Source organism: Rhizobium atlanticum (genome assembly GCF_030182485.1).
GTDB lineage: Bacteria > Pseudomonadota > Alphaproteobacteria > Rhizobiales > Rhizobiaceae > Rhizobium.
Genome location: NZ_JAQJCJ010000004.1, coordinates 142,949 through 165,426, shown reverse-complemented (window position 1 = coordinate 165,426; position 22,478 = coordinate 142,949). Strand labels below are relative to the sequence as shown.

Annotated in this window: 23 protein-coding genes and 1 tRNA gene; 12 read left to right on the top strand and 12 right to left on the bottom strand. The window is 61.6% G+C overall.

What is annotated here, in order from left to right; translation table 11 throughout:
- The first annotated feature begins 167 nt into the window (after positions 1-167).
- Positions 168-1,220, top strand: coding sequence for a threonine aldolase family protein (locus tag PH551_RS08010; RefSeq protein ID WP_285192555.1), 1,053 nt, complete (start codon positions 168-170; stop codon positions 1,218-1,220).
- 41 nt (positions 1,221-1,261) lie between these two features.
- Here PH551_RS08010 and PH551_RS08005 read toward each other — a convergent pair whose 3' ends face one another.
- The gene (locus PH551_RS08005) at positions 1,262-2,116 is read right to left on the bottom strand and encodes a LysR substrate-binding domain-containing protein (protein ID WP_097597251.1); all 855 of its coding nucleotides are present in this window, start codon (positions 2,114-2,116) and stop codon (positions 1,262-1,264) included.
- A gap of 92 nt (positions 2,117-2,208) precedes the next feature.
- Between PH551_RS08005 and PH551_RS08000 the strand changes: the two genes are divergently transcribed.
- Entirely contained in the window at positions 2,209-3,213 is a 1,005-nt protein-coding gene (locus tag PH551_RS08000) for a bile acid:sodium symporter family protein (protein WP_285192554.1), read from the top strand.
- Positions 3,214-3,284: 71 nt separating this feature from the next.
- Here the strand turns inward: PH551_RS08000 and PH551_RS07995 are convergent, their stop codons facing one another.
- Positions 3,285-3,755, bottom strand: coding sequence for an Hsp20 family protein (locus PH551_RS07995; RefSeq protein ID WP_097597249.1), 471 nt, complete (start codon positions 3,753-3,755; stop codon positions 3,285-3,287).
- Positions 3,756-4,153: 398 nt separating this feature from the next.
- On the opposite strand from PH551_RS07995, the gene PH551_RS07990 reads away from it, so the two are divergent.
- Positions 4,154-5,128, top strand: a complete 975-nt coding sequence (locus PH551_RS07990; RefSeq protein ID WP_285192553.1) for an alpha/beta fold hydrolase — start codon at positions 4,154-4,156, stop codon at positions 5,126-5,128.
- Between the two features lie 68 nt (positions 5,129-5,196).
- Here PH551_RS07990 and hisN read toward each other — a convergent pair whose 3' ends face one another.
- Both hisN and PH551_RS07980 read right to left on the bottom strand, forming a co-directional pair.
- The gene (gene hisN / locus PH551_RS07985) at positions 5,197-5,970 is read right to left on the bottom strand and encodes a histidinol-phosphatase (RefSeq protein WP_085780191.1); all 774 of its coding nucleotides are present in this window, start codon (positions 5,968-5,970) and stop codon (positions 5,197-5,199) included.
- A gap of 267 nt (positions 5,971-6,237) precedes the next feature.
- Complete coding sequence (locus PH551_RS07980) at positions 6,238-7,119, bottom strand: N-formylglutamate amidohydrolase (protein WP_085779417.1); 882 nt, start codon at positions 7,117-7,119, stop codon at positions 6,238-6,240.
- 188 nt (positions 7,120-7,307) lie between these two features.
- Here PH551_RS07980 and cpdR1 point away from each other — a divergent pair, with 188 nt between their 5' ends.
- From cpdR1 to PH551_RS07955, 5 genes are all read left to right on the top strand, one after another.
- Positions 7,308-7,670, top strand: coding sequence for a response regulator CpdR1 (gene cpdR1 / locus PH551_RS07975; protein ID WP_003542883.1), 363 nt, complete (start codon positions 7,308-7,310; stop codon positions 7,668-7,670).
- An 84-nt stretch (positions 7,671-7,754) separates the two neighbouring features.
- Positions 7,755-7,829: transfer RNA gene (locus PH551_RS07970), tRNA-Val, on the top strand.
- A 100-nt stretch (positions 7,830-7,929) separates the two neighbouring features.
- Positions 7,930-8,211, top strand: a complete 282-nt coding sequence (locus PH551_RS07965; RefSeq protein ID WP_085779454.1) for a hypothetical protein — start codon at positions 7,930-7,932, stop codon at positions 8,209-8,211.
- Positions 8,212-8,611: 400 nt separating this feature from the next.
- The gene (locus PH551_RS07960; RefSeq protein ID WP_285192548.1) at positions 8,612-9,655 is read left to right on the top strand and encodes a porin; all 1,044 of its coding nucleotides are present in this window, start codon (positions 8,612-8,614) and stop codon (positions 9,653-9,655) included.
- 312 nt (positions 9,656-9,967) lie between these two features.
- Positions 9,968-10,462, top strand: a complete 495-nt coding sequence (locus PH551_RS07955) for a hypothetical protein (RefSeq protein ID WP_183698729.1) — start codon at positions 9,968-9,970, stop codon at positions 10,460-10,462.
- A gap of 6 nt (positions 10,463-10,468) precedes the next feature.
- On the opposite strand, the gene PH551_RS07950 is transcribed toward PH551_RS07955, so the two are convergent.
- The 3 genes from PH551_RS07950 to PH551_RS07940 all read right to left on the bottom strand — a co-directional run bounded on the left by PH551_RS07950 (position 10,469) and on the right by PH551_RS07940 (position 11,812).
- Positions 10,469-11,194, bottom strand: a complete 726-nt coding sequence (locus PH551_RS07950; protein WP_285192547.1) for a hypothetical protein — start codon at positions 11,192-11,194, stop codon at positions 10,469-10,471.
- 148 nt (positions 11,195-11,342) lie between these two features.
- The gene (locus PH551_RS07945; RefSeq protein ID WP_085779457.1) at positions 11,343-11,522 is read right to left on the bottom strand and encodes a hypothetical protein; all 180 of its coding nucleotides are present in this window, start codon (positions 11,520-11,522) and stop codon (positions 11,343-11,345) included.
- A gap of 59 nt (positions 11,523-11,581) precedes the next feature.
- A complete protein-coding gene (locus PH551_RS07940; RefSeq protein ID WP_285192546.1) occupies positions 11,582-11,812 on the bottom strand; it encodes a hypothetical protein in 231 nt (76 codons plus the stop codon).
- A gap of 349 nt (positions 11,813-12,161) precedes the next feature.
- Here PH551_RS07940 and PH551_RS07935 point away from each other — a divergent pair, with 349 nt between their 5' ends.
- Positions 12,162-13,253 (top strand): DUF475 domain-containing protein, encoded by a 1,092-nt coding sequence (locus PH551_RS07935; protein WP_285192545.1) that lies wholly within the window; start codon positions 12,162-12,164, stop codon positions 13,251-13,253.
- 114 nt (positions 13,254-13,367) lie between these two features.
- Here PH551_RS07935 and PH551_RS07930 read toward each other — a convergent pair whose 3' ends face one another.
- The 5 genes from PH551_RS07930 to PH551_RS07910 form a co-directional block, all read right to left on the bottom strand.
- The gene (locus PH551_RS07930; protein WP_285192544.1) at positions 13,368-13,538 is read right to left on the bottom strand and encodes a hypothetical protein; all 171 of its coding nucleotides are present in this window, start codon (positions 13,536-13,538) and stop codon (positions 13,368-13,370) included.
- Positions 13,539-13,694: 156 nt separating this feature from the next.
- Positions 13,695-15,212, bottom strand: coding sequence for a tripartite tricarboxylate transporter permease (locus PH551_RS07925; protein WP_011426797.1), 1,518 nt, complete (start codon positions 15,210-15,212; stop codon positions 13,695-13,697).
- An 87-nt stretch (positions 15,213-15,299) separates the two neighbouring features.
- Positions 15,300-15,791, bottom strand: a complete 492-nt coding sequence (locus PH551_RS07920) for a tripartite tricarboxylate transporter TctB family protein (RefSeq protein WP_285192543.1) — start codon at positions 15,789-15,791, stop codon at positions 15,300-15,302.
- A complete protein-coding gene (locus PH551_RS07915) occupies positions 15,788-16,732 on the bottom strand; it encodes a Bug family tripartite tricarboxylate transporter substrate binding protein (RefSeq protein WP_020922265.1) in 945 nt (314 codons plus the stop codon). Before PH551_RS07915 ends, PH551_RS07920 begins: the two co-directional genes overlap by 4 nt.
- Positions 16,733-17,024: 292 nt before the next feature.
- Complete coding sequence (locus tag PH551_RS07910; RefSeq protein WP_285192542.1) at positions 17,025-18,071, bottom strand: ABC transporter substrate-binding protein; 1,047 nt, start codon at positions 18,069-18,071, stop codon at positions 17,025-17,027.
- Positions 18,072-18,393: 322 nt separating this feature from the next.
- Between PH551_RS07910 and PH551_RS07905 the strand changes: the two genes are divergently transcribed.
- From PH551_RS07905 to PH551_RS07895, 3 genes are all read left to right on the top strand, one after another.
- Positions 18,394-20,262, top strand: a complete 1,869-nt coding sequence (locus PH551_RS07905; RefSeq protein ID WP_097597240.1) for a TPR end-of-group domain-containing protein — start codon at positions 18,394-18,396, stop codon at positions 20,260-20,262.
- Between the two features lie 93 nt (positions 20,263-20,355).
- Positions 20,356-21,033: a response regulator gene (locus tag PH551_RS07900; RefSeq protein WP_085779464.1), complete on the top strand. Its 678-nt coding sequence runs from the start codon at positions 20,356-20,358 to the stop codon at positions 21,031-21,033.
- Positions 21,030-22,412 (top strand): sensor histidine kinase, encoded by a 1,383-nt coding sequence (locus PH551_RS07895; RefSeq protein WP_285192541.1) that lies wholly within the window; start codon positions 21,030-21,032, stop codon positions 22,410-22,412. The genes PH551_RS07900 and PH551_RS07895 overlap by 4 nt, the downstream gene beginning before the upstream one ends.
- The last annotated feature ends 66 nt before the right edge of the window (positions 22,413-22,478 follow it).

Below are 22,478 nucleotides of genomic sequence, written 5' to 3'. Positions count from 1 at the left end.
AAAACCCAAGCAGCGAAATAAAATTACGCTACGAAGCCTGATTATTTTTATTAATTGCGTACTTCAATTTTCGTGATGTGTCAGCGCCGCCAACCTTGATCCCGTGAAGCTTTGGCGTAAGGTCCGCTGCGAACCTCCCAGCTCCTTCCACTCCCCAGGTCTCCGCTATGTTCTTTGCTTCCGATAATTGGGCCGGCGCCCACCGATCCATTGCCGAACGCCTGCTGAGGGAATCGGCCGGATTTGCTCCGGCCTATGGCGCCGGCGACCTCGACAAAAAGGTCGAGGCTCGTTTCTCCCAGATCTTCGAACGTGAGGTTTCCGTTTTCTTCGTCGCCACCGGCACGGCCGCCAACTCCCTGGCGCTGGCGAGCGTTCAGCGTCCCGGCGGGATTACCTTCTGCCATTCGGAAGCGCACGTGATCGAGGATGAATGCGGCGCGCCGGAATTCTTCTCCGGCTCCGCCCGCCTCGTGGCCGTCGACGGTGAAGCCGGCAAGATTGATCCGGCGAAGCTTTCGGCAAAGATCGCCCACTTCCCCGAGGACGCCCTCCGTCAGGGCCGGGCCAGTGCTGTGACCATTACCCAGGCGACCGAGATCGGCACCGTCTATTCCCTGCCGGAGATCGGCGAGATTGCCGCAATATCGAGGAAGCGCAACCTGCCGCTCCACATGGATGGCGCCCGCTTCGCCAATGCGCTGATCGCGCTCGGCGCCGCGCCGGCGGAGATGACCTGGAAACGCGGCGTCGACATGCTGTCCTTCGGCGGTACCAAGAACGGCTGCTGGTGCGCGGAAGCGATCATCTTCTTCAATCCGGATCAGGCAAAGGAAATGCCCTTCATTCGCAAGCGCGCCGCCCAGCTTTTCTCCAAGTCGCGTTTCATTGCTGCCCAGTTCGACGCCTATTTCGAAAACGGTCTCTGGCTCGATCTCGCCCGCCATTCGAACGCCGCTGCCGACCGGTTGCGCGCCGGAATTGCCGCCAGCAGCGCCGGGCGCCTCGCCTGGCCGACCGCTTCCAACGAGGTCTTTGCCGTCATCAGCAAGAGTGCTGCAAGAACCGCAGAGGAAAAAGGCGCGAAATTCTACGAATGGCCTGTGCCTGCGGCAACCTCGGAACTCGTTTCCGAAAGCGAAACCCTGATCCGCCTTGTCACCAGCTTCGCAACCACAGAAGCCGACGTGGATGGTTTCCTGAGGTGTCTGGCTGCCTGAGCGCCGATCGGTAGGGCTTGCCGACCGGTGACGGCGACGGGTCATGCGGACCTCAGCCCCCTTACTTTTTGCAGAATATCGTCGGACAGCGCCGCGACCAGCACCTGATCCGCGCCCTTGCGCGGCACCAAGACGAATTCCACGTCCTCGAGCACCGGCAGTTTCCCCGCGGCGATCTCTTTCAGTCCGGCGGGAGCCATACTGCGCGGCTGCACCAGCACACCCATTCCCGCCCGCGCTGCTGCCGTCAGCCCGCTCAGGCTGCCGCAAGTGCAGACGATTCGCCACGGCACGCCATTGCGCCCGAGCGCTTCCAGGGCGATCGCCCGCGTGACGCTCGGTGGCGGAAATGCGATCAGCGGCAGCGGGCCGGAGGCGAGTACTCGTTCAGGATCGCGCGCCAGCCAGACGAGCGGCTCGCGATAGACCAGCTTTCCGCGCCCATCGCCAAGTCGGCGCTTGGCAAGCACCAGATCGATTTCGCCATTGTCCTGCATTTCGTAAAGAACGCCGGAGAGCGCCACGGTCAGCTCCAGGTCCACAGACGGATGCAACCGAACGAAATCCTCCAGCACCGCAGGTAGCTGGCTGGTGACGAAATCCTCCGACACGCCCAGCCGGAGGCTGCCGCGCAGGCTGGTGCTCTTGAACAGCGCCTGCACTTGCCCCTCGATCGAAAGCATGGCGCGCGCACGCGAAAGCAGCGCCTCGCCATCACCGGTGAGCATCACCTTGTGCGTGTCGCGCGCGAGCAGCTTGCGTCCGAGTGCCGCCTCCAGCCGCTGGATATGCTGGCTGACCGTCGATTGCCCGAGGCCCAGCCTTTCCGCGGCAAGGGTGAAGCTGCCCATCTGTTCGACGGCGACGAAACTGCGCAACTGCGAGAGGTCGAGCATAGGAAATCCAGAATCTCAATAACTGTTATTTCTTGCATCCTGGATCATAATGGAGGACAGAACAATGGTTACTTTATTGCTGCGAGACCGCGATGCGCCGCTTTCTGCCCGATACATTCACGATCCTGCTCGTCTGCGCCGTCATCCTCGCCTCCCTTTTTCCGGCGAGCGGCAGTTTTGCGGATTATTTCGGCATCGCCACCGATCTTGCCATCGCGGCGCTGTTTTTCCTGCACGGCGCGCGCCTTTCCCGTGACGTCGTCATCGCTGGTCTGCTGCACTGGCGGCTGCATCTGATCATCCTGCTGACGACCTTCGGCATCTTCCCACTGCTCGGGCTTGGGCTCGGCTTCATCCCCGACACGATCCTGCCACGGCCGCTTTATCTCGGCATTCTCTTCCTCTGCGTGCTACCGTCGACGGTGCAGTCGTCGATCGCCTTCACCTCGATGGCGGGCGGCAACGTGCCCGCCGCGATCTGCTCGGCCTCGGCCTCGAACATTTTTGGCATGTTCCTGACGCCGCTGCTGGTCGGCCTGCTCTTTTCCGTCGGCGGCCATGGCGGCTTCTCCTTCGATGCGCTTCAGCAGATCCTGCTGCAGTTGCTTGCCCCCTTTATCGCTGGCCAGATCCTGCAGCCCTGGATCGGCGATTGGATTCGCGCCAAGAAGAAGATCCTGATGCCGGTCGACCGCGGCTCGATCCTGATGGTGGTCTATCTTGCCTTCTCGACGGCGGTCGTCGAAGGACTGTGGCACACTTTCTCGATTGCCGACATCGCCGTCGTCGTCGTCGCCGACGTCGTGCTTCTGGCCTTTGTCCTTGTTTTGACGATGTTCGGTAGCCGCTGGCTGGGCTTCGACAAGGCCGACGAGATCACCATCACCTTCTGCGGCTCGAAGAAGAGCCTGGCAAGCGGCGTGCCGATGGCAAACGTCATCTTCGCCGGCCAGTCGATTGGCGCGATCGTGCTTCCCTTGATGCTCTTCCACCAGATCCAGCTGATGGTCTGCGCCGTCATCGCCCAGAAATATGCCGCCGCAGCAGCCCGGCGCGTAACGGAACAGCAGATGAAGGATGCCGCAAGCCCGGCCTGAACAATAAGATGAACGGCAACAAAAAAGGCGCCCCGATCGGGGCGCCGTCCGGTGTCCCAGAGGGACAGCTGTTAACCGTTAATGACCTGCGCCTCGATCGCCTTCGGAGCCTCGACCGGCTCGGCGGCAATCGCGATCTTGCGGGGCTTCATGGCCTCGGGAATGTTGCGCAGAAGGTCGATGTGAAGCAGGCCGTTCTTCAGCGAAGCGGCTGACACCTCGACATGATCGGCGAGCTGGAAGCGGCGCTCGAAGGCGCGCTTGGCAATGCCGCGATAGAGGAATTCGCCGCCTTCGGCGGTTTCCTCGTTCTTTTCACCCTTCACGGACAGCACATGGGCATGAGCTTCGATCGAAAGCTCGGTCTCGTCGAAACCGGCGACCGCCATGGTGATGCGATAGGTGTTTTCACCGGTGCGCTCGATATTATAGGGCGGATAGGTCTGCGCCTGCTCCGGCTGAGCAAGGCTGTCGAGCATGGTGAAGAGCCGGTCGAAACCGACTGTCGAACGATAGAGGGGAGAGAAGTCTACGTGACGCATGATGTCCTCCTAGGGAAGCGACGTGTTGCGGTAAATGCCCCTGAAACCCCATCTTGGCAGTCTCGGGACGGTTGCGCGGGCCCTTTTGGCACCCGCAGAATGGAGATGGTGATGCGATTCGAGGAGTTCAAGACCTTTTCGAAATCACCTCGACCAGCCGTGAACCCCGCGTGAACGGCCGGTTCGGAAGGCGTTCAGACATGCCTGTGTAGAAATGACGATGTCGGGTGACACTGGCCCCGATGGCTGAAGTGCATCGTCCCTTCTTCTTCAGTCTAAACTTGGGCCGGCCGCGAGCGCCCTCGCGCTCCCGCCGGCCCTTTTCCCCTGCTTTCCAAGCCGGGCGCCATGCGCTATCCGTGATAGGGAAGCATTCAGCAGCGGCGCATTGGTAAGTCATGGATCAGGTTCTCTATTCGACGCCCGATAATCCCGCCCCGGAAAACCGCACCGAAGGGTTCTTTGAAACCCATGACGGCCACCGGTTGCGTTACGCCGTTTTCCGCTCCGGTGGCCAGGTCGCCAAGGGCACGGTCGTCATCATCCATGGCCGCAACGAATATATCGAAAAATATTTCGAGACGATCCGCGACCTGACAGGCAAGGGCCTCTGGGTCGCGACCTTCGACCTTCGTGGCCAGGGTGGTTCGTCGCGGCTCCTGACGCGCCGCAATCACGGCCATATCCGCCGCTTTTCCGATTACGAGCGCGACCTCGACACCTTCCTCGAAAAGATAGTGCTGCCGGATACCCGCCTGCCCTTCTACCTGCTCGGTCATTCCACCGGCGGACTGATCGCGCTATCGGCCGCCCCCTATCTCACCACCCGCATCGATCGCATGGTGCTATCGGCTCCCTTTATCGGCCTGACCGGCCAGTCGGCCTCGCCCCGCGTCATCCGCGCCCTCGCCGGCGCGCTGACCGCCAGCGGCCTCGGCTTCATGCCGCTGACCTCGAAGCTGAAGGAGCCCGATTTCCGCGACAATCCGTTGACCTCGGACGAAACACGCTTCGAGCGCAATGTTGCGATGATGAAGGCTCATCCGGAACTGACGCTCGGGCCGCCGACGGCCCGCTGGCTGACCGAAGCCTTCCGGACCATGGACCGGGTCACCTCGCCCAACCATCTCTTCTCGATCACCATTCCGACCATCGTCATCGCCCCGACACGAGACGGCGTCGTGCCCTACACGGCGCAGGAGCGGCTCTCGCGTTATTTCCGCGCCGGCCAGCTGGTGCCGATCAACGGCGCCCGCCATGAGATCTTCCAGGAACGGGATATCTATCGCGCCGCGGCGCTGGCCGCCTTCCACGCCTTCATTCCCGGCAGCGATGCCGAAGAAAACCGTGATGTCGCCGCCCTCGGCACATAAGCCGGGGCAACCTAGCTGACTGGCATCGGCCTTTCCGACCCGGGGCATCGGCTTTGCCGAGCCCGGCTTCAGCGCTGCAGGATGGCGATTGCCTGCTCATAGACCGCGCGGCTGCCCGCGGCGATGATCGAGCCGCCATTTTCCGGCCGTCCGCCGTCCCAGGTGGTGATGATGCCGCCCGCCCCCTCGATGACCGGAATAATGCCGCCGACGTCATAGGGCTTCAGCCCGTTTTCGATGACGAGATCGATATGACCGGCGGCAAGCAGCGCATAGGCATAACAGTCGCATCCATAGCGGAAGAGCCGCACCTGCGCCTCGATCTCCCGGTATTTCTCCATCTCGCCGCCGGTGAAGAGATGTGGCGAGGTCGTGAACAGGATGGCGCTCGAAAGTGCCTCGCACTGGCGGGTCACCAGCCGTCGCTCACCCTCTGGCCCGATATAGATCGAGCCGTTCTCGTCGGCAAAATAACGTTCGCCGGTAAAGGGCTGCTCGATCATGCCCATGATCGCCCGGCCTTGCCTCTGCAGACCGATCAGCGTTCCCCAGACCGGCACGCCCGATATGAAGGCGCGCGTGCCGTCGATCGGATCGATCACCCAGACATAGTCCCGGTCGAGCCCGACATCGCCATGCTCCTCGCCGAGAATGCCGTGGTCGGGGAAATTCTCCTCGATCAGCGCCCGGATTGCGAGCTCGGCCGCCCGATCGCCTTCCGTCACCGGATCGAAGCCGGAAGAAAGCTTGTTCGTGACATCGAGGCCGGAGCGGAAGCGCGGCAGCGTCTCGGCGCGGGCGACCTCCGCCAGACGATTGAAGAATGAACGGTCAGGAAGCATGGTGACACCGTTTGGCTGGCGGGAATGCGCTTTCATAGCGAAAACGAGCGGGAATGCAAACGACGAGGGCAACTTCGGGCGGATTGCCCAAAGATATCGCAGCGCAATATATTGCTTGACATTTGTGCAACGCAATAGTAGCGTCGTCATTACAGTCTTCTGACTGTAAATACCCTCCTTGGGTGTTTCCTCCCTAGACTTAGCCGCGCTGACAAGCGCGGTTTTTTTTGGCCTGGGGAGGCAAGCCGAGATCAGGAAATTGCAGGTTTACTCGGCGGCCAACGCCCGATCGCCGGCGAATTTTTCGACATGATCCGCCATCTGCCGCATGAAGGCCGCGACGGCGTCGGCCACCGCGGCGAAATCCTCGCGCTTCTCCAGCGTCACCTCGTCGACATAGATCGCCCGGTTCACTTCGATCTGCAGCGCGTGCAGACCGCGCGAGGGACGGCCGTAATGTTCGGTGATGAAGCCGCCGGCGTAAGGCTTGTTACGGATCGCAGCAAAGCCCATTTCCTCGAGGATGGCGATGGCGGCGCGCGAAAGTTCGGCCGAAGCGCTGGTGCCGTAGCGATCGCCGATGATGAAATCGGGCCGCCCGGTGCAGCCCGCGACCCGAACATTGCCGGGCATCGAGTGGCAGTCGATCAGAACGCCGAAGCCGAACTGCACATGGGTGCGGGCGATCAGCCGTCGCAGCGCCGCGTGGTAAGGCTTGTAGACTGCCTCGACCCGATCGAGCCCCTCCTGCACCGGCAGCCGCCGTGCATAGATCTCCATGTTCTCGGCAACGATGCGCGGAATGGTTCCAAGCCCGCCGGCGACCCTCAGCGAATTGACATTGGCATAGGGCGGCAGCAGCCCGTCGAACATCCTTGGATCAAGCTCGTAGGGCTCACGATTGACGTCGAGATAGGCCCGCGGAAAATTGGCGGCGAGCAGTGGCGCGCCGAGTTCGACGGCCGAGCCGAACAGCTCGTCGACGTAATGGTCCTCGGAACGGCGGATCGCTATGCCTTCCAGCCTCGACTGCGCGATGAATTCCGGTGGATAAACGCGGCCACTATGGGGGGAGTTGTAGACGAAAGGGATGGTCTGCGACACGGGCTCATGAACCTCAAAAAGCTCGTATTCGCGGATTTCCGGCACTTCTGGCCCTCTTTACCATGTCATGAACTGACTGCTTCGCCCATGTTGCCAGTTGCCCGGCCGCAAGTCCATACTATGTAGGAGGGATGGCGGTCGCGCATAGGCAATTCACCGGTTGTTTACCGGACAAAGACTAGTGTAAACGGCTGGCAGCCCACCCAAAACCTATTGATTAGCGGTCTGGATTGATGACTCAGAAGATACTTCTCGCCGAAGACGACAATGACATGCGCCGTTTCCTGGTGAAAGCGCTGGAAAAGGCCGGCTACAAGGTCCTTTCTTACGACAACGGCGCCAGCGCCTATGACCGCCTGCGCGAGGAGCCGTTCTCTCTGCTCCTGACCGATATCGTCATGCCCGAAATGGATGGCATCGAGCTGGCTCGCCGCGCCACCGAACTCGACCCCGACCTGAAGGTGATGTTCATCACCGGATTTGCCGCCGTGGCGCTGAACCCCGATTCGAAGGCGCCGAAGGATGCCAAGGTCCTTTCCAAGCCTTTCCACCTGCGCGATCTCGTCGATGAGGTCAATAAAATGCTTGCCGCGTAAGGCTTGTCGGGCGGCGCGTCACAAAACTGAAAAAAGCCTATTGACGGCTCCAAAGGTTTTGTGATCTATGCGCCGCCATCGGATGGGCGTGTAGCTCAGCGGGAGAGCACTACGTTGACATCGTAGGGGTCACAGGTTCAATCCCTGTCACGCCCACCATCCTAATTCGCTGAAAAGCAAAGGCCTTTCGAGAAATCGAGAGGCCTTTTTTGCATAGTGGCCCGCAGGTTCGATAGACCTGCCAATAGGAGTTCTCACCGTGGCGCAGGTCATTAAACGACGCAAAACTCTCGTCGTGTCCAACGACAAGATTTCGCTGGCAAAAGGTGTCAGCCTTCCCCAGGGACGCTACCCCGTCACTGCCGAATATGTCGTATCTCACCTGCGAGGAAGGCCGGTCGAGCAGGCTGGCCGGGTAATACTCCATCTGACACGGCAGAACCTCCTGGACTACGGCGTTGATCTGTCCGGCAGCGCGATGTTGGGCAGCGACATCGACGTGAGCGGCAATGTGGCGCGCAAGGAAGCTATTCTGGAGTGATTTGCAGAGCATGGATGGTTGACCACTGTCCTTGCCCCACAGGGCTGCATGCAGATGGCGGCCGCGGCGCGCCCTCATATGAGGACGCGCTCATTCGAGCAATAATTGCATACAATTGCTGAGTGCTCAGCCACTCGTTGTTCGCAATCCAAAAGTATGATTTTTGTGACAAACAGATGACGAGTTTGTGACAAAAAGCGTGTTATTTCAGCAACATAGCTGTGAAGCCTGTTATCATGATCGATAATCACATTGCAGCGCAACAACCCCTATGTAACTTCCGCGGCGAGGCAGACACCTTGCCAAAAAGGTGCCGCTTCGATCACACGGGGTGAAGACATGTAGGGACTGCCGATGGCAACGGTCTTCATCCTTCTGCATCTGAACTGGAGGTTATTTCATGAACATCAAGAGCCTTCTTCTCGGCTCCGCTGCTGCCCTCGCAGCAGTATCCGGCGCTCAGGCCGCCGACGCTATCGTTGCTGCCGAGCCGGAACCGGTTGAATACGTCCGCGTCTGCGACGCTTACGGCACCGGCTACTTCTTTATCCCGGGCACCGAAACCTGCCTGAAGATCAACGGTTACATCCGTTTCCAGGTGGACGTTGCTCCGAACGCCAGCTCGATCGGCGCCGGCGGCGGCGGTTCTGTCGCCAACGACTCGGATTGGGACGCCCGTACGCGAGGCCAGGTTCAATTCACGGCCAAGAGCGACACCGAATATGGTCCGCTGACCGGCGTCATCGTCATGCAGTTCAACGCTGACAACGCTTCGGCCCAGAAGGCCCAGCTCGACTCCGCTTACATCGACATCGCCGGCTTCCGCGCTGGTCTGTTCTACAGCTGGTGGGACGACGGCCTCTCCGGCGAAACCGACGATATCGGCTCTCCGGTCACGCTGCACAACTCGCTCCGCTATCAGTACGAAACCGACGCCTTCTACGCCGGCATCAGCGTCGACGAGCTGGAAGACAGCCCGTTCTACAACGGCGAAACCGCTAACAACGTCGGCGTTGCAGTCGGTCTCGGCGGCAAGGCCGGTATCTTCAGCTACCAGATCACTGCCGGTTACGACACCGACAACGAAGAAGGCGCCGTCCGCGCCATGGGTACGGTTGCTGTTGGTCCGGGCACGCTCGGCCTCGCAGTTGTCTACGCATCCAACCCGAACGCCTACTACAACAAGGCTGAATGGGCGATCGCTGCCGAATACGCCATCAAGGCGACTGACAAGCTGAAGATCACCCCGGCTGTTCAGTATTACGACAACTACGGCGTCACCGCCGGCGAGTTCAACGACGACGTCAGCGCCTGGAAGGCCGGCGTCACGATCGATTACCAGATCGTCGACAACTTCTCGGCAAAGGTTTCTGTTCAGTACCTCGATCCGGACAATGCCGACGACGTGACCTCGGGCTACTTCCGCCTGCAGCGCGCGTTCTAATCAAGGCTGCCGGTCCGACCGGCAGCTATTCATTCCTGATCCGACTGACCTCCGATCGGGAAAGAATGGGCCTGGACTTCCCTGCCTGGGCCCATTCCCCTTGAGCAGACGTGCATCCAAAGCGGCAGGCGCTCGACCAGCGCCGCCATTATAGCGCCGTGCGTCCTATCGGACGCAAAAGGATGCTCTAAGCACGGCCGGCCGCCAGTACTATCTTTGTGCTGCAGCGGTAGCGGAACCAAATCCGGACACAGAGCCATGCTAGGATGAAGCGGTGATTCGCCTCGCCAGGACATGGGATTTGAGATCGAAATGAAATTATCCGCGCTTGTCGCCGCCGGCCTTGTTGCCGCGGTCCTCGCCTTGCCAGCCGCTGCTGCGCCCGCCTCCCCGCCAGAGACATTTCCCGGCGCGCCCGGCGTCATTACGCTTTCCGGCAAATGCGCCAAACTGGTTGTCGCCAAGTTCGACGCCACGAAGGGCTGCAAAAACGAGCTTGCCAGCGTCACCCTGGCCAACGGCTCGGTGACCTTCATCTTCACTTCAGATGGAAAGGCGCTCGGTTTCCAGGGCGATGGCAGCGGCATCAAGCCGGCCTCCAACGGCAATGCTCGCCTGCCGCTGAGCCTCGTCACGACGGGCGTCGGCAACAAGATGACCGGCCAGGTCAAGGTCGCCGGTTTCTGCACCTTCGGCAATCCCTACGCCGGCAAGCCGATCGCGATCGAATGTACCGCCGAAAGCAAGGACTCCTCCTTCACCGGCAGCTTCCGTACCGGCGGCAAGCTGGTGAAAAAGGGAAAATAGCTGCCGTCAGGCGGCACACCACGCGCCGCCGGCAGCCCCCGGCTTGCGCGCCAGCCCTTCCTTGATCAGCTGTGCGCCAAAAGAGCGTCCGTCGCGCGAGACGATCCGCGGCGCGCCTGGGGACTCCGTCTTTCCGGCCGCATCGATGGTGAACGGGCCGGCGTTCAGAAGCGCCAGCAGGCGCAGCTTCGCGGCAAAGGCCACCCTGCGTTCGTCATCGCAGCGCGCCTGGTCGGCCACCGGGCTTGCCATATCGGCAATGACGATCTTTTCGCCCTTGTACCAGAAAACGCCGCCGTCGCCGACGCAATTGATGTGCGCGCCCTGCCCGCAATAGCCGAAGGCGCCCGTCGCCGTCTGCTGAGCTCCGGGAGAGGCCGGGGCCGGCACCGCCTTGATCGCCTGGATGGCCGGCGTCGGGATTGCGGCCGGCGGCAGCGGCGGCGCCTGTAGCGTCGTCGGCGCGGCTCTCGGCGTCGGTGCGGCAAGCGCCACCTGCTTCGGCGGCACATCCTTCCTGGCGACAGGTCTCGGCTCCGCCATTTCGCGTACGATCGGCGTCGACTGCCGTTCAAGCAGCGGCTGAAGGCTCTTCCAATTGTCGTGAGCCACGATGCCGCCGACCGCGGCAATGGCGATCACCGCCCAGGGCAGCAATCCGCCACTGCTGCGTGCTCTGCTCTTTCCTCTCGCCGGCGCCTTGCGGCGGCCGCGTGTCGCTGTCTTGGCCATCTTTCCGAATCCCGTGAGGCCGGGATTATCGCTGCCCAATCCTTTCCGAAAGGTTGGCGAGGGCCGTTATCTTTGACGCGGGCCGATGCGCTAGACGACAAAACGCCCGGCATCGCCGGGCGCCTATCTCCAGAGGTTTGTCTTTCGCCTAGTCCGGACGTTGAGCTGAAGACTCGTTTTTTCCGGCCGATGCGGCGCCGCTGATGGGGGAACCGATCGGCTGTTTGCGTTTACCGATCTCGATGCGGTTGTCCGCCCCCTCGCGGATGGCCTGCCATTCATTTTCGTGCCGGATAACAATATCCCGGGGCACAAAGTTCATTGTCATGTGCTTCTCACCCTGTGTTTCAAATCAACTGTCAGCGCGCCGAAAAGCCCTCGGAGCCGCTATTTCTTCGTTCTCGTATGAGCTTTGATGTCGGGGCCTCCTTTGGAGAGGTCCGCACCGCTCACATGTGCCGGCACGTGAATGTCGTGATAGACGCCGGGCGTCAGCGTCAGATCGACGTGATGCGGCGGCAGCACCTGTGCCTTCTGCATGCGGTTCGGCTTTGCCCGCTTCATGCGGTCGGATGCCTCTGTGCGTTTGTCGGGAATATGGGTCGAAGTGTGCATCATCGGCGTCCTTTTCAGCTCAACCAGGGTTTAACGAGGGGAGGCGCGGATGGTTCCCGAAATTATGCGGTTTTCCGTGGGGCGTTTGGCCTTGACTGGTTTGGGAAGTAGATTACCTAAGGCCCATCCCGCAGCCTTCCAGACATCGGCTACGGGAAACATTGGTGCCGGGCCCCTCTGGCGAGAGTTTTTACGGCGCTCTCGTGATGTCGGTACCGCCTGCAACTCAGCCGGCGGATTTTTCATCGATGAAAAAGCTCACCATGCCTCGTCAGCATGCCCGTTGTGGCATGCGGCGTTTTGACAAAATCTCCACCCTCTCCAACAAGCTGTGCGGCCGCGAGGTGCGGCCATGAACCAGCCCCAGACCACTAAATCCTCGCTCGGCTATTTCCGCTGGGCGTTCATCGTCACGGCTCTCGGCCTTGTTCTCGGCGCCGTGCTTGGTTGGCAGACGACCGGCACGACCGGCGGCATGGCGACCGTCTTCTTCATCTGCACCGTGCTTGCGGTGCTGGAGATCTCGCTCTCCTTCGATAATGCCATCGTCAATGCCAACAAGCTGAAGGAGATGACGCCGGTCTGGCAGAAACGATTCCTCACCTGGGGCATCATCATTGCCGTCTTCGGAATGCGCATCGTCTTTCCGTTGGCGATCGTCGCGATCGCGGCACGGATCGGCCCCTGGGACGCTCTGGTGCTCGCCGCCCGCGAGCCCGAGGAATATGCTCGCATCATGAACGATGCGCATCTGCCGATCGCAGCCTTCGGCGGCACCTTCCTGATGATGGTCGGCCTCAGCTATTTCTTCGACCATGAGAAGACGATCCATTGGCTTCGCGGCCTTGAAAAGGTGATGGCGCGCTCGGCCACAATCAGGGGCATCGAGATCGCTTTCGTGCTGGCGCTGATGCTTGTCTTCTCCTGGCTGATCGGCGGCGAGGAAGCCAGCATCTTCGTCCATTGCGCCATCTACGGCCTGCTCACCTTCCTAGCCGTCGAGGTCGTCGGCGAACTGCTCGATGCGTCGCAGCAGACGATGAGCGCTGCCGCCAAGGGCGGCCTCGGCGCCTTCATCTATCTGGAGGTACTGGATGCCAGCTTCTCCTTCGACGGCGTCATCGGCGCCTTCGCCTTGACGCAGAACCTCTTCGTCATCGCAATCGGCCTCGGCATCGGCGCCATGTATGTGCGCTCGATGACCATCATGCTGGTCGAGAAGGGTACGCTTGCCGAATACCGCTACCTCGAACATGGCGCCTTCTACGCCATCCTAATCCTCGCAGTGATCATGTATGCGCAAACCTTGGTGCATATTCCCGAAGTGATCACCGGTCTCGGCGGCGCGGCACTGATCGGCCTGTCGCTCTGGTCGTCCATTCGCTACAACAGGCGCGAGCGGGCAGAAGATCACGCCGGCCGGCGGGAGGAACTGCACGTCTGACGTGGCAGACAATTACGGGTCGCAACGCGCCTCAGCGTTGCGGCTACTCCGACATAAATAAAGCCCGCGACCATCCGGTTGCGGGCTGTTTCATTCCTGCATGCCTTGAGCGGCTTAGCGGATGACCTGAGCGAACGAAGCCGGATCAATGCCAAGCTCCTTGAGGTCGTGGGCGCGCGGACGACGGCCGGCTTCGACAGCGGCGCTGACGGCGTTGGCGGCGCTCAGTGCAGCAAATGCACGGCCCAGGAAGCCGGCGTGGACTGAATTGCGGATGGCGGACATTGTCCTGTTCCTCTTGCTTTATGATTGACCACTCATAGATGGCGGTGCGCTGTCACATCTACAATGCACGGAAAATCACCGCAGCCATGCAAAAAGAAGAGGCCGGCGCATGGTACCATGGCCGGCCTCCAGGCAGGGTAAGGTTGTCTTTTTCTTCTAGTCTTCGTTTGCCGCCAGCTGCGACAGCACCTGGCCCCGACCGCGGATGCGCAGGATCAGCGGGATCAGGAAGGCAGCCGCCGCAACGATGAGAAGGCCTGCCGCGATCGGTGACATCACCAGCGTCGTCACGTCGCCCTGGCTGATCGCCAGCGCGCGGCGCAGCTGCTGCTCGGCCAATGGCCCGAGGATGAGGCCGACGACGGCAGGTGCGATCGGATAGCCGAAGAGCCGCATCACATAGCCGAGCAGGCCGAAGGCGAGCAGCATGCCGAGCTCGAACACGGAAGGGTTGGCGCCGATCGTTCCGAGCGTCGCAAACAGCAGGATGCCGGCATAGAGCCATGGCTTCGGAATGGTCAGCAGCCGCACCCAGAGCCCGATCATCGGCAGGTTGAGGACGAGCAGCATCGCATTGGCGATGAGCAGGCTGGCGATCAGTCCCCAGACGAGCTGCGGATTGGTGGCAAACAGGAGCGGCCCCGGCTGCAGCCCGTATTGCTGGAAGCCGGCGAGCATGATCGCCGCCGTCGCCGTCGTCGGCAGGCCTAGGGTCAGGAGAGGCACCAGCGTGCCGGCGGCTGACGCATTATTCGCCGCCTCCGGTCCGGCCACGCCTTCGATCGCGCCATGGCCGAATTCTTCCGGGTTCTTCGCCAGCCGCTTTTCGGTCGAGTAGGACAGGAACGTACCGATTTCAGCGCCGCCCGCCGGCATCGCGCCGATCGGGAAACCGATCAGCGTGCCGCGAAGCCAGGGCTTCCAGGAGCGCGACCAGTCCTGTGCATTCATCCAGAGCGAACCCTTGACCGCCTCCACCTGCTCCGCGACCCGGTTGCCCTGCGCTGCTATATAGAGCGTCTCGCCGATCGCGAACATCGCCACCGCCAGCGTCGTCACTTCGACGCCGTCGAGCAGGTCGGGGATGCCGAAGGAAAGCCTGGCCTGCCCCGTCTGCTGGTCAATGCCGACCATGGCGAGCGCGAAACCGATGAACAGCGCGGTCAGGCCTCGAAGCGCCGAATCTCCGAAGGCCGAGGAGACGGTGACGAAGGCGAGCACCATCAGCGCGAAATATTCGCGCGGCCCAAAGACCAGCGCCAGCTTGACGATGTAGGGCGCGATGAAGGCGAGCCCGAGCGTGGCGATGAGGCCGGCGACGAAGGAGCCGATCGCTGCCGTCGCCAATGCGGGTCCGCCGCGCCCGGCCCGCGCCATCTTGTTGCCTTCGAGCGCGGTGACGATCGATGCGCTTTCACCCGGCGTGTTGAGCAGGATCGACGTCGTCGAACCGCCATACATGCCGCCGTAATAGATGCCGGCGAACATGATCAGCGAGCCGCCCGGATCGAGCTTGTAGGTGGCCGGCAGCAGCAGCGCCACAGTGAGCGCCGGGCCAATGCCGGGCAACACGCCGACGGCCGTGCCGAGCGTCACGCCGACCAGCGCATAAACCAGGTTCATCGGCTGCATCGCAACCAGGATACCCTGCCATAGGAATTCGAATGTGCTCATCTTGGTGTCCCAGGCGGCGTTCCCGTCCGTGCATTCGCAATCGGTCGCCGCGAAAAATCAAAAGAGCTGACAGCGCGTCCCGCGCTGTCAGAAGAACAGATGTTCGAGCGGGCCGGCCGGCAGCGTCAGCTGCAGGAGCTGCGAGAAGATCGCCCAGACGATGAAGCTGAAAACGATGCCGATCGGCAGCGAGATCCAGAGCTTGCGTTTGCCGAAGCCGCGTGCGGTCAGTGCAAACAGAATACCGGTCGCAATCGAGAAGCCGGCAACGCGCAGAAGCAGCATCTGGCAGGCAAGACCCGCGACGATCCAGATGACGGGCGCCACTTCTTGCTTTTCTCGTTCCGGAAACTCGCCGCGCCAAGCTTCGGCGGCAGTCCAGACGCCAAGACAGAAGAGCCCGAACGCCACAACCTCAGGCACCGTCGCCGGACCGATGCGGGCGTACTGTGCGATCGTTTTCAGATGCGTTGCATCCCAGGCCATCACACCGGCGATGGCGAAGAGAAAAACGGCAATGATGAACGCCGCCCGATCAGGGCGACGCTCGGTTGCCGAGGAGGTCTTATCCTCGCTCATTGAACAAGTCCGATCTCTTTAAGAATGCCCTCTGTGGCGGAGACGTCCTTTTCGAGCTGCGCCTTGAAGGCGTCGCCGGACAGATAGGTGTCGGCCCAGCCTTTGGTCTTCAGCGTTTCCTGCCAGGTGGCAGAGCTGTGCAGCTTCTCGAAATCGGCGGTGATCTTGGCAACTTCGTCGTCCGACAGGCCAGGGGCTGCGGCGACCATGCGCCAGTTCTGGATGCTGACGTCGGTGCCGGCCTCCTTCAGCGTCGGGGCGTCGACGCCGTCGATACGCTTGTCGCTGGAGACGGCGAGGAGACGCAGCATGCCTGCCTTCACCTGCGATTCGAACTCGCTGTAGCTCGAAACGCCTGCTGTGACCTGGTTGCCGAGAATGGCTGCGAGCGCTTCACCGCCGCCGGAGAAGGCGACATAGTTGATCTTCGTCGGGTCGACGCCGGAAGCCTTGGCGATCAGGCCAGCGGTGATGTGGTCGGTGCCGCCGGCCGAGCCGCCGCCCCAGGAAACCGAACCCGGATCCTTCTTCAGCGCCGCGACCAGATCGGCCATCGTCTTGATATCGGACGAGGCAGGAACGACGATGGCTTCATATTCGCCGGTCAGACGGGCGATCGGCGTCACGTCCTTAAGTGTCACCGGCGACTTGTTGGTGAGGATGGCGCCGACCATGACATAGCCGCCGACGATCAGCGAATTCGGATTGCCGGCAGCCTGGCTGGCAAACTGCGCAAGGCCGATGGTACCGCCAGCGCCGGGGACGTTCTGGACCTGTACGTTGCCGGCGATCTTCTCCTGCTGCAGCGCAGCCTGCAGGGAACGGGCCGTCTGGTCCCAGCCGCCGCCGGGAGCGGCCGGCGCGATGATGGTGTAGTCGGCAGCATAGGCCGGCAGCGCGATGGCGGCTGCAAGAATGGTTGCGATGAACGTATGCTTCACGATGTGTCCTCCGTGGGCGGTTGAGCGAACCGCCTGTTATTCTCGAGTGAATCGGAAGGGGTGGCCGGCCAGCGGACGCAGTTGTCCTGAATGACGAGCGGAATGCCTCCCAAACTTCAATTCTCCGCCTCCACGGAGAAGAAGTAGCCAAAGCCACCACAACAACCTGTCATCTAGCTGACATCGGCCAGATATCCAGAAGGAGAAGCCGCTTTTTTGCCGTAATTGGGCCAGCAGCCCGCCGAGGTGTAACAGATATTGAGGTCATGAACGGGCCAAAAGCTGGCCTTCTTCACTGTGCCCGCAGAACCTCGTTCCAGTGCGCGATCAGCCGCGCACGCTTTACCTGATCGAGATAGACCATCAGCCCGGGACTGACCGGCACCGGCCGAAGTTGGGCGCCGAGCAGTTCCTGCAGCGTATTGGCAGTGTTCTCCCCCGCCACCTCCGGGCTGACGGCCGGGATCTGCAGCTCGCGCGCCATGATCGTCTGGCCCTCCTTCGACATAAAAAAGGCAAGGTAGCGGCGGCCGAGCTCCGGCTCGGCTGCAGCCTGCGGCACCAGCCCGATGCGCGACATCACCACCGTATAGTCCTTCGGCAGCACGATGCCGACATCGGGGTGCCGCGAAGCCCAGTCGGCGGCGTAGGAACCGAGAATATTATAGCCGAGCACGAAGCGCCCGTCGGCGACGCGTTCGAGGATCGCCGAGCTCGTCGAGTAGAGCTTGACGCCGGCCGCGCCCATCGCGCCGATCACCGACCAGATGTCGCCGAATTGCTCCTGGTCGCGCGCCATGAAAAGAAAGCCGACGCCCGATCGCTCGATATCGTAGGTGCTGATCCGGCCATAGACCGCATTGCCCTTGCGCTTCAGATAGTCCACGAATTCCGCCCGCGAGCTCGGCACCGGCTCGTGCGCAAAGCTCGGCTTGTGATAGACGAATACCGCCGGCTCGAAGGTCAGCGCATAGGCGGTGTTGCGCCAGTTCGCCCATTTCGGCCAGGCCGCACTCATCGGCAGATTGCTGACCTGCGCATAGCCGTCGTTGGAAAGCTTCACCTGCAGGTCCATCGCCGAGGAAAAGGCAAAATCCGCCGTCTTCTCGCCGGCATCCGTCTCCCCGACAATTCGGTCGTAGATTTCGCCGGTCAGCATGTCCTCGTATTTGACCGCGACGTCAGGATTGGCCTCCTGGAAACCCCGGATCATCGGCTGCGCCAACGGCTCGTCGAGCGAGGAATAGACCGTCAGCACCGGTGCGGCGGCATCGCCCGACTTCGCCGGAAAGAAGGCTTGGTCCGCCAGGACGCAACCCGGCCAGAACGCCAGCAGCAAAATGCAAATTCTCCTCATGCAGCAACAATGCCTGAGCGAACAGAGAGGAGCAAGGACGCTGGATCGAAGCTGCCGACCGGGAAACATCGATCCGGACAATAATGTCGCTTTCCTCAACGGGAACGGCCTCTTCACCACAAAGGATTAGCGATCAGTTCTATGCTTCACCCCTTTAGAGTATTGATGAAGAACCGCGACGATATATGGTCGCGCTGCCGCGTCAAAACGTCGAAGCCGCCCGAACTTGTTTTCGGGGACGACTCTACGCGACAAAAACTCTAGAAAAAGCTAGACTATCCTGGGAAGATCCATGGGAGGGGTCATGGAACGACGACTGAGCGCTATTCTCGCTGCGGATGTCGTCGGCTACAGCCGACTGATGGGCATGGATGAGTCAGGCACCTTGCAGGCGCTGAACCGCCATCGCTGCGAGCTGATTGACGTTCGGATTTCCGACTACAAGGGCCGGATCGTCAAACTCACCGGCGATGGCATCCTTGCCGAATTCCAGAGCGTGGTGAATGCCGTCGCCTGCGCTGCCGAAATACAGCGCAGCATGTCGGCCCGCAACGAGAACGTGCCGAAGGACGAGCGCGTTGAATTCCGCATCGGCATCAATCTCGGCGATGTCGTGGTCGAGAACGGCGACATATTCGGCGACGGCGTCAATCTTGCCGCAAGGCTTGAGCGTATCGCAGCACCGGGCGGCATCGCCGTGTCGGCCTCCGTGCGCGACCAGGTCGGCTCGCGCCTCAATCTCGGCTTCGAGTTCATCGGCGAGCACATGCTGAAGAATATCAGGCAGCCCGTTCAGGTCTACACCGTCACCTTGGCGCCGCCCTCCTCCACCAGGCTGGTGGCTGAGAACCGCAATACCTGCTTCATTGCCGTGCTGCCCTTCACAAATATGAGCGGTGACGCCGATCAGGATTATTTTTCCGATGGCATCACCGAAGACATCATCACCGATCTTTCCAAGATCTCGAGCCTGCACGTCGTGCCGCGCAACACCATCTTTACCTACAAGGGCATATCGGTGAAGTTGAAGCGCCTCGCCCAGGAACTCGGTGTGCGCTATGTGCTCGAAGGAAGCGTACGGATCTTCGACAAGCGCGTACGCATCTCCGGCCAGCTGATCGACACTGCCAATGGCGACCATCTCTGGGCCGAACGTTACGACCGCGACCTTACCGACATCTTTGCCATCCAGGACGAGATCACACAGGCGATCGTCAGTCAGCTGAAGGTGCGCCTGCTGCCGGAGGAGAAGAAGGCAATCGCCAACGAACCGACGGCCAATGTCGAGGCTTATACCTATTATCTCAGGGGTCGCCAGCTCTCCCACACCTGGACAAAATCCTACCTCGAGCTCGCAAGGCGCATGTTCTGCAAGGCGGTAGAACTTGACCCCGATTATGCCCGGGCCTATGCCGGCATCGCCGATTGCGACGCTGCGATCCGCGACTGGGCGCCCGACGATGTGCCGCTGAGGCGCATTCTCGATATGAGCGCACGGGCCCTTCAGCTCGACCCCGATCTTCCCGAGGCCCACGCCTCGCATGGCTTGGCCCTGCATCAGAGCGGTCTCGATGATCGTGCGGCGGCTGCCTTCGAACGTGCCCTCACGCTCGACCCGAACCTTTTCGAGGCGAATTTTCATTACGCCCGGTTCTTCTTCATGCGCGGCAACTTTGCCAAATCCGTTCAATATTTCACCCGCGCCGCCGAAATCCGCCCTGACGACTACGTCTCGCCGATCCATCTGATGTCGGCCTACCGCTCCCTCGGCCGTCCGGTGGATACGGAAAACTGGGCACGACTCGGCCTGCTGCGCGCCGAACGTGCGCTGAATCTCAATCCCGAAAACTCCGGCCCGGCCCATCGCGGCGCGCTGGCGCTTGCCCATCTCGGCGATGCGAAGCGGGCGCGCGACTGGGCCGCCCGGGCGATCGCCATCGATCCCGACGACATTGTCGCCCAGTACAATCTTGCCTGCGTCTATTCCGTCCTCGGCGATACCGACCGAGCAATCGACCTGCTCGAGAAGCTGCTGCCGCACAGCTCCGTCTATCATATCAAATGGTTCGACAATGATTCCGACCTCGACAACATCCGCGAGGATCCCCGCTTTCGGAAATTGTTGGCGATCGCAATGACGGAACGTGAACGGGTCGAGAGGACCGGGAGCTGAAATCTCGTCCCCCGCCATTCACCGAATTTTGAAAATCGCTATGACATCGCTCAGCCACCTCTGTAATCTCCTTTGAAAACAGAGGGAACATCCGTGCGCATCCTGCTCACAGAAGATAATATCGCGTTGGCCGACGGCCTGTCGGCGATTTTGCGCGGCACGGGCCATGCCGTCGACGTCGTGCATGACGGCGCATCCGCAAATGCGGTTATCGCCGCGGAAAATTTCGATCTTGTCATTCTCGACCTCAACCTGCCCGAGATGGACGGGCTCGACGTGCTGCGCGCCATGCGCGCCCGGCAGAACCAAGCAGCCGTCCTGATCCTGACGGCGCGGGGCACGCCGGAAGAACGGGTGAAGGGTCTCGATCTCGGCGCCGACGATTATCTGATCAAACCGTTCGATATTACCGAATTCGAGGCCCGCGTACGCGTGCTGCTGCGCCGCCAGGCCGGGCTGCGTTCAGCGACCGTCGGTTTCGGCGGCATTTCCTTCGACCTCAATTCCCGCACCTTTTCATCAGGCGATACCCCGCTTGATATTCCCGCCCGCGAACTCGGCTTGCTCGAAATCCTCTTCATGCGGGCCGGCAAGGTCGTGGCCAAGGAGGCGATCATCCAGTCGCTGACGGCCTTCGACGACGATATTTCCGCAAACGCGATCGAGCAATACGTCAGCCGGCTGAGGAAACGCCTCTCGCCGCACGGCCTGACGGTCAAGACTGCCCGCGGCATCGGATACTATCTCGACAAGCTGCCCGGGGCCTCATGAAAGCCGCCTACTCCCTCAGGCGCCGGCTGCTCTTCTGGCTGCTGATCTCGACCGCCGTCATCGGCACGCTGGCGCTCGCCGATACCTATCGCGAAGCGGTCCAGACGTCGAATATCGTCTCCGACCGCGTGCTCGCCGGCTCTGCTCTGGCAATTGCCGAACGCGTCGTCGTCGCCGAAGACGGGACATTGCAGGTCGACATTCCCTATGTCGCTCTTGAAATGCTGACCTCGGCGGCGCAGGACCGGGTCTTCTACCGTGTTGACGGCCCTCCGGGTCAATTCATCACCGGCTATCAATCCCTGCCGGTCCTGAAGAAAACGCCCGGCAATGCCGCGGCCTTTGCCGACGACAGCTTCCGCGGCGAACCGATCCGCATCGCCACTCTCGAGCGCTCGGCCTCGACGGGCATCCGCTCCGTGCCCTTCGTTGTGACGGTCGCCGAAACCACCATCGCCCGTCGGCAATTGACGCAGGCGATTCTCGTACGTTCAGCGCTGCGTCTCGCCTTCATGATCCTAGGCGCGGCGGTGATCGTCTGGATATCGGTCACGGTGGCGCTCCGCCCGCTCTACAAGCTCGGCGACGCTATCGGCGAACGCAGCCCTGACGATCTGCATCCGATCGAACAAACCGTGCCGAGCGAAGTCGAGCCGCTGGTTGATACGGTGAACTCTTTCATGGTCCGCCTGCAGTCGGCCCTCGATGCGCTGCGCAATTTCACCGGCAATGCCAGCCATCAGTTGCGCACGCCCTTAGCGATCATCCGCACCCAGCTCGCCCTTTCCGCCCGCGCCGGCGCGCTCGATGAAGCCCATGCGGCGGCGCTGAAGGGAGACCAGGCCGTGGCGCATGCCGAGCGCATCCTTACTCAGCTTCTCCTGATGGCGAAGATCGATGCCGCCACGGCCAAGGAGGCGCTGACCGCCTCCGCCATCGACCTTGCGGCAATCGCTCAGGAAATCACCGGCGAGCAGATCCCAGCGGCCGCCGTCGCCGGTATCGATCTCGGCTTCGAAGGCGAAAGCCCGGCCATGATCCGCGCCGAGCCGCTGCTGATCGGCGAGATGCTGCGCAATCTCGCCGGCAACGCCATCGCCTATGCCGGCAAAGGGGCTGAGGTCACCGTCCGCATCATCGCAGCCGCCGACACGGTTCGCCTCGAAGTCGAGGACAATGGTCCCGGTATTCCCAGCGAGAAGCTGGAGGCGGTCCGCAGGCGCTTTTCGCGCGGCAATGATTCCGGCGCGCCCGGCGCCGGCCTCGGCCTGCCGATCGTCGAAGAAATCGCCAATCTTTTCAACGCCGCCCTGACGCTGGAACCGGGCGCGGGCGGCAAGGGTCTGAAGGCGGCGGTCACCTTCGCCAAAGCGGCGTAAAAGCCGCCGGGTCCTCGACGTTCGGCCCTTGCTTTCTTTCGCTGCATTGCACACACTGACTTCGGG